Annotated in this window: 10 protein-coding genes; 3 read left to right on the forward strand and 7 right to left on the reverse strand. The window is 39.9% G+C overall.

All coding sequences use genetic code 11. The annotated features are described in order from the left end of the window. Entirely contained in the window at positions 1–1,347 is a 1,347-nt protein-coding gene (locus tag BLR84_RS11385; RefSeq protein ID WP_090468014.1) for an ankyrin repeat domain-containing protein, read from the forward strand. Positions 1,348–1,423: 76 nt separating this feature from the next. On the opposite strand, the gene BLR84_RS11390 is transcribed toward BLR84_RS11385, so the two are convergent. The 3 genes from BLR84_RS11390 to BLR84_RS11400 are packed head-to-tail and all read right to left on the reverse strand — an operon-like array spanning position 1,424 to position 6,928. Next, positions 1,424–2,911, reverse strand: a complete 1,488-nt coding sequence (locus tag BLR84_RS11390; RefSeq protein WP_090468016.1) for a dihydrolipoamide acetyltransferase family protein — start codon at positions 2,909–2,911, stop codon at positions 1,424–1,426. Positions 2,912–2,966: 55 nt separating this feature from the next. Beyond that, a complete protein-coding gene (locus BLR84_RS11395) occupies positions 2,967–4,202 on the reverse strand; it encodes a competence/damage-inducible protein A (protein ID WP_090468017.1) in 1,236 nt (411 codons plus the stop codon). A gap of 5 nt (positions 4,203–4,207) precedes the next feature. Further along, positions 4,208–6,928, reverse strand: coding sequence for a putative LPS assembly protein LptD (locus BLR84_RS11400; RefSeq protein ID WP_090468019.1), 2,721 nt, complete (start codon positions 6,926–6,928; stop codon positions 4,208–4,210). Between the two features lie 67 nt (positions 6,929–6,995). Here BLR84_RS11400 and BLR84_RS11405 point away from each other — a divergent pair, with 67 nt between their 5' ends. Then, positions 6,996–7,892, forward strand: coding sequence for an N-acetylmuramoyl-L-alanine amidase family protein (locus BLR84_RS11405; RefSeq protein WP_176852033.1), 897 nt, complete (start codon positions 6,996–6,998; stop codon positions 7,890–7,892). Between the two features lie 92 nt (positions 7,893–7,984). After that, positions 7,985–8,929 (forward strand): MlaD family protein, encoded by a 945-nt coding sequence (locus BLR84_RS11410; RefSeq protein WP_090468022.1) that lies wholly within the window; start codon positions 7,985–7,987, stop codon positions 8,927–8,929. A 244-nt stretch (positions 8,930–9,173) separates the two neighbouring features. Here the strand turns inward: BLR84_RS11410 and BLR84_RS11415 are convergent, their stop codons facing one another. The 4 genes from BLR84_RS11415 to BLR84_RS11430 all read right to left on the reverse strand — a co-directional run bounded on the left by BLR84_RS11415 (position 9,174) and on the right by BLR84_RS11430 (position 12,601). Beyond that, the gene (locus BLR84_RS11415; protein ID WP_090468023.1) at positions 9,174–10,088 is read right to left on the reverse strand and encodes a ribonuclease Z; all 915 of its coding nucleotides are present in this window, start codon (positions 10,086–10,088) and stop codon (positions 9,174–9,176) included. 22 nt (positions 10,089–10,110) lie between these two features. Continuing rightward, positions 10,111–10,488 carry an STAS domain-containing protein gene (locus BLR84_RS11420; protein ID WP_076378832.1) on the reverse strand — a complete coding sequence of 126 codons (378 nt, stop codon included), beginning with the start codon at positions 10,486–10,488 and terminating at the stop codon, positions 10,111–10,113. Positions 10,489–10,542: 54 nt separating this feature from the next. Continuing rightward, the gene (locus BLR84_RS11425) at positions 10,543–11,487 is read right to left on the reverse strand and encodes a phosphoribosylaminoimidazolesuccinocarboxamide synthase (protein WP_090468025.1); all 945 of its coding nucleotides are present in this window, start codon (positions 11,485–11,487) and stop codon (positions 10,543–10,545) included. Between the two features lie 151 nt (positions 11,488–11,638). Continuing rightward, complete coding sequence (locus tag BLR84_RS11430; protein ID WP_090468027.1) at positions 11,639–12,601, reverse strand: PhoH family protein; 963 nt, start codon at positions 12,599–12,601, stop codon at positions 11,639–11,641. Between the last annotated feature and the right edge of the window lie 86 nt (positions 12,602–12,687).

The following is a 12,687-nucleotide window of genomic DNA, read 5'->3' on the forward strand; positions in this document are numbered from 1 at the left end:
ATGTCCATGTCCTTTATCATAGCCTGCGAAAGCGGGAAAAGAAAAATTGCCGAACTTTTATTACAGAACAAAGAGGTTGATGTAAAATATACCGACGAAAAAGGCCGTACCGCTTTGCATTATGCAGCACATCAGGGTTTTTTGGATCTGGTTAAAATATTAATTGAAGAAGGCGCTGTTCTGGATTATGAAGACCATGCGGGTGAAACACCTTTTTATTTTGCCTTACTACAGAAACAAAAACAAACAGCCCTCTATCTTCTGGACAAGGGCGCCAAAACGTCAATTAAAGATTTTAAAGGAAACAGCTTATTACATTTAACAGCCATAAACGGGCAAATAGAAATTTTAGAAAGGCTTGTAGAAGTAGATACTGACGTAGATATAGAAAATAACGCCGCCGAAACACCATTATTGGTGGCCGCAGGCTGGCGTAACAGGGAAATCGTAAAACTGTTATTGAGCAAGGGAGCCAATATAAACACTACTGATAAATTGGGCAATTTGCCATTGCTGTATGCGGCAAAATCAAAAAATATACCTATGGTGGAGCTTTTGCTTGATAATGGAGCTAATATTAATCACGTGAACCATGCCGGGGAATCGGCACTTTTAATTAGTTGTTATGATAGCAACCGCATGCTCACTAAATTATTGGTAGATAGAGGGGCCGATGTTTTTGTAGCCTCAAAAAATGGGTTATCCCCTATCTGGTATGCTTGCGCAAACAACCAAAAAGAGATTGTTGAACTATTTTTGATTAATGGAGTTGATGTAAATTATGCCAAACCACTAAATGATAATACCGATTCCATGTACTCATACCTCGATTGGGTTGAAACTGCCAATAACCTGGCCTCGGATAGTAATTTTTCATTAAGCAACACCTACAATTACGGAGGCGAAGCCCTGTTACATGTAGCTGCCAAAAGCGGACATTTAAGCATGATCAAATTATTATTAGATAAAGGCGCCCAAATCAATGTGCAGGATGAAAGTGGCAACAGCGCCTTGCATTATGCAGCTGCCAACGGCAAAAAAGACATGGTAAAGTTATTGCTCGAAAACAATGCTGATGCTTCTATCGTAAATACTAAAGAGCAAAAAGCAATTGATTATTCGAATATTAAAGGCTATAATGAAATCACAGAGCTTCTTTTAAAGAGTAGTCCGGCCAATGGTACAAATCCAGGTTTCGTTAAAGCACAAGAACCGGTTTTAACAACTCCTAAAAATGATATGGCGGGCAAGAAACAAGCCCTCTTAGATCTAAAAGAGTTATTAGATGCAGGTATTCTTTCGCAGGAAGAATTTGACGGTGAGAAGGCTAAAATATTAAAGGGATAATATCTATATATTTAGATTTTCAACAAACAGAAAAGCCGGGCAATACCCGGCTTTTCTGTTATTTATATAAGTTTAATTATATCGCTCTGTTCGGATCCCATTGCTCCAGGTAATCGGCAACACGGCGTACAAATGATCCACCTAAAGCACCATCAACCACACGGTGGTCATAGGACAATGACAGGAACATCATGTGACGGATAGCGATCATATCACCTTCCTTTGTTTCGATAACCGCTGGCTTTTTCCTGATAGCGCCTACAGCCAGTATAGCTACCTGTGGCTGATTAATAATAGGCGTACCCATTACGTTACCAAATGAACCTACGTTAGTAATGGTAAAAGTACCATCTTTTACATCATCGGGTTGCAACTTGCCAATGCGGGCCCTGTTGGCCAGGTCATTCACTGCTTTGGTAATGCCCAATAAGTTTAGCTCGTCGGCTTTTTTAATTACAGGTACTATAAGGTTACCACTTGGTAAAGCTGTAGCCATACTAATATTAATAGCCGCCTTTTTAATGATCTGGGTACCATTTACGGTAATATTGATCATTGGGTAATCTTTGATAGCCTTTACAACAGCCTCGATAAAAATAGGTGTAAAAGTTATTTTTTCGCCTTCGCGTTTTTCAAAGCTACTCTTAACCTTCTCACGCCATAATACCAGATTGGTTACATCGGCCTCAACAAACGAAGTAACATGTGGCGAGGTTTGCTTGCTCATGACCATATGATCGGCAATTAAACGGCGCATCCTGTCCATTTCAATAACCTCATCTGCACCAGACACTGAAGTGGCCAACTTTTGCGGCTCCCCAGCTTTAGCTGGTTCAGCAGCAGATGTTCCAGTTACAACTGGAGGAGGTGTATAAGTACCCGCAGAAGCTGCTACAGGAGCATTAAATGATACCGGAGCTTGTTCTTGTATCGGCTCTTCTACTTTTTGAGCAATAGATGGCTTCTGCTTATGTTGCAGATAGCTTAAAAGGTCATCTTTGGTTAAGCGTCCATCAGAACCACTTCCAGGAATCTTGTCCAGTTCGTCGGTACTGATCCCCTCCTGACCGGCTATATTTCGTACTAATGGAGAGTAAAAACGCCCTTCACTTTTAAATACAGGGGCCTCGGCAGAAATATTCTTTTTCTCCAGTTGATCCAGGCCTGGTATGGCTAAGGATTCAGGCGAAACAGATGATTCTTCATTTTGCACTGTTTTTGCAACAGGATCTGGTGTTGGTATATGTGCCGATTCTTCGGGTGTTTTTTGTTCTTCTACAGGTTGTACAGCTGCTGGCGTTTCAGCTTCGTTTGCATCAGGCTCACCGGTTTCAATAATAGCGATAACCGATCCTACCTGAACAACATCGTTCTCTTTGTAAAGTTGCTCAAGGAGTTTACCAGCCACGGGAGACGGAACATCAGAATCAACTTTATCTGTTGCTATCTCCATTACTGCTTCATCTGCGTCTATATGATCTCCTGGATTTTTTGTCCATTTAATTATAGTTGCTTCTGCAACACTCTCACCCATTTTTGGCAATAATAGTTGGTATTTGGCCATTCTAAAATTATAGTTTCTCTCCCAAAATTAGGAATTTCGATCAGTACTTTACAATTTATGTGAGTAAAGTATTCAACATTGATAACGCAGTTACCGCGCTCCTTTCAATGTTTTGACGACGTTTATTACCGAATGTGTATTTCTTTATTAACATTTTTTGATTGCCGGCAACCGCAATCCACACAGTACCAACAGGTTTAGTTTCAGTACCTCCATCGGGGCCGGCAATACCTGTGATCGCGATAGCAAAATCCGATTTGAAATTTTTCAGAGCACCCTCCACCATTTCTTTTACGGTTTGTTCACTTACAGCGCCAAAATTCACCAGAGTTTCATGTTTTACTCCCAAAACACTCTCTTTTAGCTCGTAAGCATAAGTCACCCCACCACCTAAAAACACCAACGAAGAACCGGGATGCTGAGTAAATAAATGTGATAAATAACCACCTGTGCAGCTTTCGGCGACAGATAAGGTAAGTCCCTGGACTTCCATTTTATCTAATATTGCTTTTTCAAGAGCTATATCCTCATCTATTACAAAAGCCGCACCTATACGTTCAATTATCCTTTTGGCAAATTGGTCTACCTGTTCCTGTAAACCTGTTTCATGTTCACCAAACGCGCTTAGACGTAAACGTACCATACCTAATTTAGGCAGATAAGCCAGCTTGATGTGCGCGGGAAGATCATTTTCAATATCCGCTATACGCTCGGCTAAAAAAGATTCACCTTCGCCTACGGTCAAAATGGTTTTATGAATAATAACAGGCAGTTTAAATAACTCTTTTATCTGAGGCAACACCCGCTCTGTCATCATATACATCATCTCGAAAGGCACTCCCGGCATAGATATATAGGTAACTTTATTTTCATAAAACCACATGCCTGGCGCCGTGCCGTTTTGATTAAAGATCACCTTGCAATTAGCCGGAACATATGCCTGTAAGCGGTTCACCTCCAATAACGGGCGATTGTAACGAGCAAAAATATCCTTTACATGCTCCAATGTTTCCGGATCCTCCACCAGTTCAACATTAAAATATTCTGCTAATGTTCTTTTAGTGATGTCATCCTTGGTTGGCCCCAGTCCCCCGGTTATAAAAACAATATCTACCCGATTGGCGGCCTCAGCCAAAGCTTTCAGGATGTGTTCACGATCATCAGATACTGAAGATATTTGTTTTACACGTATGCCAATTTGGTTTAGTTCGGTGGCCATCCAGGCCGAATTTGTATCTACAATTTGACCTATAAGTATTTCGTCGCCTATAGTAATAATTTCTGCCAGCATTTCAATTAGTAAAAAGTTCCACTGTTGGTATAATCATTTCGCTTGCTCAGTTTCAGATCCTGCAATATAGTTGATTTTACCTTCAACGTAACATTATATGACTTCAAATAGCCAAAAGGAATCCATTGAACAGAAAGATCCCAGCAGTGCAGGTCGCGGTAAATCGAAAATGATGTAGCGCTGCCCAATTTCCCTGCTTTGATGTCATAATTGGTTGAATATTGCACTTTCCATTTAGGCGAAACATTCACATCACCACTTATCTGAACCGTGTTGCTCGTTGTAACCGTGTTTAGTGAATTGGTGTAACTGTAACTATAGTTAAAATTAATATTCCATGGTACATTAAAATCAACATAAGCATTCGGATCGCTGTTCACCAAAGCTAAACGCTGGGATTGGGTTGGTGTAAGATTAGCCAAACCGTTTACCGCGCCCGGGGTACCGCGTGCAGCAGCTTTTGTTGAGTTTAAACTGCCGCTCATAGATATACCTACGTTTGACAATTGCGGAAACTTGCCATCTTGCCAGGTGTAGCGGTTTATCGGAACCGCATATCGCTTGATAACGTTGTTTTCTATAGAATCACGGATAGATGTAACATACGGGTTAAAGCTGCCCTGGAAACTAATGCTGAGTTTTTGATTAAAAATAGCAGTATGCCCCGAAAACGTAATAGGCGAAAGCTTCATCGAATCGGCTGCGAAATTGTAAAAGGTTGAAAATGACAAACCTTGCAAAATAGTTATCTTTCGATCTGTGCCGGATGTATCTGTACTCTTCGCCTTTACTTTGGCTTCAATAGTGTTATCTAAGCTAAAATTAAGACCCGCTTGTTTGCCAGGTGAAGGCCCGCCATAAACAGCGCCATCAAAAATAGAATATTTCTGTGAAGCATAAGGATAGGGTATAGTCGCACTACTTACCGCTGTTTTATAATATCCAAAACTTGGATCAGAAAAGTCAGGGCGGTAACCAAAGCTGATAGCAGGTGTCATTACGTGCCTGATAGCCTTTAAATTTCCATGTTTAAAATTGATCTGTCCGTACAATTTGGTAGACAAACCGGTACTTACACTGTATTCACCAGAGCGTTTAAAACCGGCTACAGTATCGGTGATCAATTGATCAGAATTACTGATACTTCCGCGTTCAAACCTTTTAGTTATACTTTGAAAATACCAACGCTCGGTATAGTTAATGCTGCTATTAAACTGAAAGTATTTCAACACGTTGAGGCCTAAGCTCACTGGTATCTGATGCTGAAAACCGTTTTGTAAGCGTTTTGACAGGGTTTCGCTTTTAAAGAGTTCAGCCTCCGGGATATTATTTACCTTATTGGTGGCCGTCATGTTATAGCTTACGGTAATTTTCTGATACCATTTTTGCTCGCCAACCCTATCTTTGGAATCAAAGGGGTTTATAGACGACATACCGAAGGCCACAGTAGGCAGCTCCAGCGTAATGGTTTTTGTGTCTATCTGCTGGCTATGGGACAAACCTACACTTAAATTGAATGGTGTGCCGGCCCAGGTTTTGCCGTAGGATATACTTGAACGTAAACTACTTGTAGCAATAGTATTTACATTGGTAGTTCCCCTTGTATTTCTGAAAAATCCAGAGGTACCCGCATTTACCGACGCGCTGAAAGTAGAACCAGGGTTAGCGTTGGGATCCTGAGAGTGTGTCCAGTCAATATGGACGTCTTTTGTGGATGGATCACCGGGTAAGCCATAGTTATGCGATCCAAAACTTAAGGCAAGATTACCGGTATATTTATATCGTTTTAAATAACGCATAACACTATTTAACTCATACGATCCTTTGGAATACACGGTAGCTGTTGTGGTTAGATCTATATAATCATTAAACCCTAAATAATATCCAAAGTTGGAGAGTTTAAATCCAAGCTGTTGATCCTCGCCAAAAGTAGGTAGTATAACGCCGGATGTTCGTTGGTTGGGTTTCGGAAAAAAGCCAAACGGAATAGCTAATGGTAAAGGTATTCCCTCGATCTCAAGATATGCCGGACCGGAAATTATCCTGTTTTTTTCGCCAATACCGCGGGTTATCACAATACCAAAGTGGGTTTCGGGGTATGGCAGATCGCAGGTACTGAATATAACGTTACGATAGGCTACTTCGGTTTCATTCAGTTTTTTTGCCTGTCCGCCTGATATAAAATTACCATCCTGCTCAGATGCCGGGTTATACAATTTCCCCTTCTTTGTTTCATAGTTAAACAACAGTGAGTCTGAGGATACCGGTTTTTCGCTTTTTTGTTTAGATATAGGTCGGCCTATATAGCGGTGCGTTCGCGGATCAATACTTCCACGGGCGAATATGACGTGATTTTTTTGGTCAACCCGGATAAAATCGGCATCGAGTTCAAAATCTTCATAAGTAACACGGGCACGGCCATATAAATATAAAATATCATGTTCGTTATCTACATGGGTAGAATCTTCAGCAACAGCCTTTACTTCAGACTGTATATCACCTTTCTTTTGAGTGGTATCAGTTTTGGCAGCGGTGTTTTTGGCTGATGAGCTACGTGTGTTTTTTTTACCTTTAAGCAGTTTCTTGTCCTTAATGGTATCCAGTTTTATAATAGTATCTCTAACAGGTTTGCTGCTATAGCCTTTATATGTATTTTTGCTTTCGGCAGAAAACACATTCACCGTTAAAATAATTGCAAACAGAAAAAAGAAGGTTGTGGATTTCAAAATTGATTATGAATAGTATTTTTGCAGATAAAGTTAACAGCGTTCAAAAATAATGAAAAATAGGGCATTGAAAAGATTGATTTATAGTTTCTCGGTATTGCTAGCATTCCTTTCATATTTTCCGGTCACATCTTATGGTTTTATAAAAAAAGATACGGTTATAAATAACACTGGTTTCAAGATCAAAACTATTATTATTGATGCCGGCCACGGAGGTAAACCTTCCAGTAGTGTAGGTCACTTTTCACATGGCGCATCAGGCGAATATTCTACTGAAAGGAATGTAACGCTTGCAATTGCGTTAAAATTGCAAAAAGCCGTAGAAAAAGATATGTCGGGTGTAAAAGCAGTACTTACACGTAGTAACGAAGATGATGTTTCCTTTGAAAGACGTGCTGAAATAGCCAACGAGAATAAAGGAGATGTTTTTATTTCGATACATTGTAATTCTTTATCGGATAGACGCGTAAGCAGAAGAGTAGGCACCAAACATCATAAACCGGTTTATAAAACAAGTTTAGTTCCCGATCGTTCAGGTAAGGGTGTGTTGTTATTGGTTTATGCATTAAAGCGTACAAGGGAGGCAGAAAATGAGATCAAAAGGAACCAGGTTGAAGGTGAGTCGGAACTTGATGGAGGAGCTTTAGACCCTAACGACCCAATAACTATTATTTTAACAAACGAGTATAAAAGAAAATTCAGGCAGCAAAGTATAAATCTGGCTACATTGCTTAACAAAGAGTTTGTTGAAACAGACGGCAGGCCAAGTGAAGGCATAAGAGACCAGAGTATTTATGTATTATGTCATAGTTCTATGCCATCTGTTTTGGTAGAAACCGGGTATATTAATAATCCCGATGATGAGGCTTATTTAAATTCAGAGGATGGACAAAATACAATTGTCAATTCTATTGTACGGGCTTTAACCAATTTTAAAAATGAGGTTGAGCAGGTTTCAAAGTAATATAAATAGCTTTACCTGTTCTATAAATCAAATAAAAGTAACATCAACAAATCAAAATAGAAAAACAATTTTAACCCGAAAACCACTACTTAATGAAAATCTCAAACGAAACAAAAATAGGGGCCCTTACAGCTATAGCTATTACTATATTGATATTAGGATATAGCTTTTTGCGCGGTAATGATGTTTTTTCGGGTTCAAACAAATATTACGCGGTTTACAGAAGTGTAGAAGGCCTTGCTTTAGCCAAGCCGGTATTGGTTAACGGGTTTCAGATAGGACGCGTATCCAGCATGAAATTGCAGCCCGATGGACATACTATTGTAGAGTTTAAGATCGACCCGGATTATGTTATACCAAATAACACTTTGGCTAAATTGTCAAGTACAGATCTTTTAGGTAGTAAAGCCATTGTTTTTGAACTGGGCAATAGCAAAGTAGCCGCCGAAGATAAAGACACCTTAAAAGCTGATATACAGGGAAGCCTGGCCGAAAGCCTGCAACCTATACAGAAAAAAGCCGAAATGCTGATATCCAAAATGGATTCGTCGCTGGCGGCTATCAATAAAATATTAAACCCTAACTTCCAGAAAAATGTAGATCGCAGCTTTATGAGCATTGCCAATTCATTGCAAACGTTGGAGGGAACTACTAAAAAGATAGATAACCTGGTAGCTTCACAATCTGGTCATATCAACGGCATTCTGACTAACGCCGAAGAGGTATCCGGAAGTTTGAAAACCAGTACTACCCATTTAAACGGCATGACCGCGAACTTTGAAAAGGTGAGTAATGATATCGCATCCGCGAATATTAAACAGACTTTAGACAATGCCAATAAGGCCATGGCCGATCTACAGGCGACCATTGCCAAGATCAACAACGGCCAGGGTTCATTAGGTTTATTGATGAATGACGACAAGATGTACAAAAACCTTACTGATGCATCTAATAACCTGAATAACCTGTTCATTGATCTGAAAGCACATCCAAAACGTTATGTAAGCTTCTCGGTTTTTGGCGGTAAAAAAGACTAATTTTTAGAATCAAGAGATTAGCGTCAGGAATCAAGACTGCGAATACTCATCTAAAAGTGGGTTTACATGGTTTACATTTTTTATGGTTTACATTTATTTATATAATTGATAATCAATGTTTTAAATAAAAAAATCACAAAAAAATGGGTTTACAGTGTAAACCATCCCAACAAAAAAAGCAAACGATGTTCGTTTGCTTTTTTTGTTATATCCGGTCTTGATTCCTGACGCTAATCTCTTGCCTCTATTCGATAGCGAATGTCTTCCCTTCAATAGCCAGTTCTGTTTCCGGGAAAACACTTCTGGCTTCATCAAGCAATTCATTTAGCGTTTTATACCTGGCCGAGAAATGGCCGATCAGTAATTTGTGCGCATTGGTCTTTAAGGCAATTTCGCCTGCCTGTAAAGCTGTGGTATGGTGTGTTTCCTTTGCCCTATCAAGCATATCATTTAAAAATGTGGCTTCATGATAAAGCAGCGTAGCGTTACTGATCTGTTCAAAATATTGCTCGTTATAAAGCGTATCTGAGCAATAGGCATATGATTTTGGAGCCTGAGAATCGGTAGTTAAGGTATCATTCTTATACACCTTGCCACTTGCCGAAGTATAATCATTTCCCCTTTTTAAAGCGGTGTAATACTCTACCGGAACATTCAAATCTTCCAGTTTTTCTTTTATCAGCTTGCGTAAACGCTTTTTCTCTTTAAAAAGGAAGCCGGTACAGGCAATACGGTGATCAAGTGGAATGGTTTCTATAATAACATCACTATTATTGACGATCACTTCAGATTTCTGCGCATCAATAGCCGTAAATTCCAACGGGAATTGCAACGTTGTTTCTGAATATTTAAACTGCAGGTCTATAATTTCTTTGAGATGGGCTGGGCCAAAAAGATAAAGGGCTTTTTTACGTCCGTTTAGGTGCATAGACGATAATAACCCTACCAATCCAAGATAATGATCGCCGTGAAGATGACTAATGAATATATGATCAATGCGACTGGCCTTAATATCAAAACGCAGCATCTGCTGCTGGGTGCCTTCGCCACAATCAATTAAATATAGGCGCTCATTGATATTAAGCGCCTGTGATGTGGGATTTCTATTAAAAATGGGTGTCGCGGAGCTGCTCCCCAATATTGTTACCTCAAATTTCATACAGGGTAAACAATCATAAGGCTTATCTTGCTTCTTTTTTCAGCTCTTTTTCAATCTCTTCCATAAAAATAAGATCGATACCTTCTTCGGCTGTTGGTACAATGTTTAGTACATTATCCAATTGCGATATGGTTACCAGGCGGGCTACCGCATCATTTAAACCTGCCAGGATAAATAAGCCTGTAGCATTTTTACATAAGCGGTGACCTACTAATAAGCTGCTTAAACCAGAAGAATCTGCAAATTTTACCTGTGAAAGATCAAGAATTATATTTCGCTGACCTTCAGTATTGATCAATATCAACTCGGACTTTAATTGAGGTGTAACCAATGAGTTCAATTTTGACTCATTAAGCTTCACTAAAATATATTTCTCGTGCTTATCGACAGTAAATTTCATTCCTATTAATAATTAGAAAGCTAAGATATGATAATTTTACGGGGAATTAAAAAACTACAAATTTGTTAGCGCTGTTTTGATGCCTGTTTCCACGCGATTAAGCACGCTTTCGTTATCAGGTTTTACAAATGGTTCACCAATAATTTGCTCGTATAACTCAATATAACGTTCGGAGATGGATTGCACAATTTCGGGGGTCATAACCGGTACAACCTGGCCATCTTTACCCTGGAAGCCGTTCTCAATTAACCATTTCCTCACAAACTCCTTGGATAGCTGTTTTTGAGCCTCCCCTCTTTGCTGACGCTCTTCATAACCCTCTTTATAAAAGTATCTTGATGAATCAGGTGTGTGTATCTCGTCGATCAGGTATATCTGGTCGTTAACCTTACCAAACTCGTACTTGGTATCAACCAGGATCAGGCCTTGTTTAGCGGCTATTTCGGTTCCGCGTTTAAATAAAGCCTTAGTATAAGCTTCCAGCTGAGCATAATCATCGGCCGAAACAATATTTTGTTTCAATATCTCTGCTCTTGATATGTCTTCATCGTGCCCAACAGATGCCTTTGTGGTTGGTGTTATAATGGGTTCGGGCAGTATATCATTTTCCTTTAAACCCTCGGGTAAGCTTTCACCACAAACTTGTCTTTTACCCGCGCTGTATTCACGCCAGGCATGACCTGCTAAGTAACCACGGATCACCATCTCTACCTTAAAGGGTTCACAAATGCGACCAATGGTAACACTTGGATCGGGTACTGATATCACCCAGTTAGGTACAATATCAGCAGTAGCCTCTAAAAAACGGGCCGCTATTTGGTTAAGCACTTGTCCTTTATAGGGAATTGGCTCTGGCAGCACCACATCAAAAGCAGAGATGCGGTCGGTAACAACCATGGCCAGGTATTTATTATCGATAGTATAAACATCACGTACCTTGCCCTTGTAGTAGTTAGTTTGGCCAGGTAAGTTAAAATGAGTTTCTTTTATTGCGTTCATTCTTTGAATTTAGATTTGAGATGTGAGATATGAGATTTGAGACCAAAAATCAATCAAAAGCTCATATTCCAATCCATCCATTTTAGATACAAATAAGAGATAGGAAACACAGCGAAGTGTCTCATATCTCACATCTAATATCTCATATCTACTATTGTATATCCCCGTAGGCTTCCAGTATTTTACGTACCAGTTTGTGCCTTACCACGTCTTCGCCGCTCAGGTAAACAATTTCAATTCCTTTAATATCAGTTAATATGCGCAGGGCGGTATGTAAGCCCGATTGTTGTTTTTTTGGTAAATCTATCTGGGTAACATCGCCGGTAACAATAAATTTGGCTGATGGCCCCATACGCGTCAAAAACATTTTGAGCTGCATATCAGTAGCATTTTGCGCCTCGTCCAATATTACAAAACAATTGTCCAGCGTACGGCCACGCATAAATGCCAGCGGAGCTATCTCAATGGTACGGTTCTCCAGATAAAACTTCAGTTTTTCTGCCGGGATCATATCATCAAGGGCATCATACAAAGGTCGCAGGTACGGATCTATCTTTTCTTTCAGGTCGCCGGGTAAAAAGCCGAGGTTCTCCCCTGCTTCAACCGCCGGTCTGGTTAAAATGATCCTTTTGATCTCCTTGTTTTTGAGCGCTCTTACCGCCAGGGCTACAGCTGTATAGGTTTTACCGGTACCCGCGGGCCCTATGGCAAAAAGTATATCGCTTTGATTAATGCAATCTACCATTTTGCGTTGGTTGGCTGTACGCGCCTTAACCATTACGCCGTTTGGCCCAAAAACAATCACCTCGCCACTGGCAAATTTATCAGTTGTTGTCTGATCTGTTGATGGTGCGTTTGTGTTTTTTGAACCCAGGATACGCTCCAGGTCGGTAATATTCAGGTTTTCGAACTTCTCTACGTGTTGTAGCAGGTGATCGAATTTTTCCTGAAAGATATTCAGTTCGTGATCATCACCCAGAATTTTAACTTCGCTGCCACGCGCAACTATTTTAAGCTTAGGATATTGTTTCTTAATGATCTCAAAATGATCATTATTTGGCCCCCACAATACTGCCGGATTTACATTTTCAATTGATAGCTTTAGCTCGTTCAATACTAATTTGATTTTTAGTTACGGATTTTTATGAATTAAAAATTGAATATTTGTAGCTTCAAATGCTACTACAAGATTAGCAATAA

The organism is Mucilaginibacter sp. OK268, assembly GCF_900103125.1.
Lineage (GTDB): Bacteria > Bacteroidota > Bacteroidia > Sphingobacteriales > Sphingobacteriaceae > Mucilaginibacter.

What these genes read in the sequence shown, in the direction of transcription:
- BLR84_RS11410 (WP_090468022.1), top strand. Translation starts at nt 7,985, where the DNA reads ATGAAAATCTCAAACGAAACAAAAATAGGGGCCCTTACAGCTATAGCT.
- BLR84_RS11385 (WP_090468014.1), top strand. Translation starts at nt 1, where the DNA reads ATGTCCATGTCCTTTATCATAGCCTGCGAAAGCGGGAAAAGAAAAATT.
- BLR84_RS11390 (WP_090468016.1), bottom strand. Translation starts at nt 2,911, where the DNA reads ATGGCCAAATACCAACTATTATTGCCAAAAATGGGTGAGAGTGTTGCA.
- BLR84_RS11415 (WP_090468023.1), bottom strand. Translation starts at nt 10,088, where the DNA reads ATGAAATTTGAGGTAACAATATTGGGGAGCAGCTCCGCGACACCCATT.
- BLR84_RS11420 (WP_076378832.1), bottom strand. Translation starts at nt 10,488, where the DNA reads ATGAAATTTACTGTCGATAAGCACGAGAAATATATTTTAGTGAAGCTT.
- BLR84_RS11395 (WP_090468017.1), bottom strand. Translation starts at nt 4,202, where the DNA reads ATGCTGGCAGAAATTATTACTATAGGCGACGAAATACTTATAGGTCAA.
- BLR84_RS11425 (WP_090468025.1), bottom strand. Translation starts at nt 11,487, where the DNA reads ATGAACGCAATAAAAGAAACTCATTTTAACTTACCTGGCCAAACTAAC.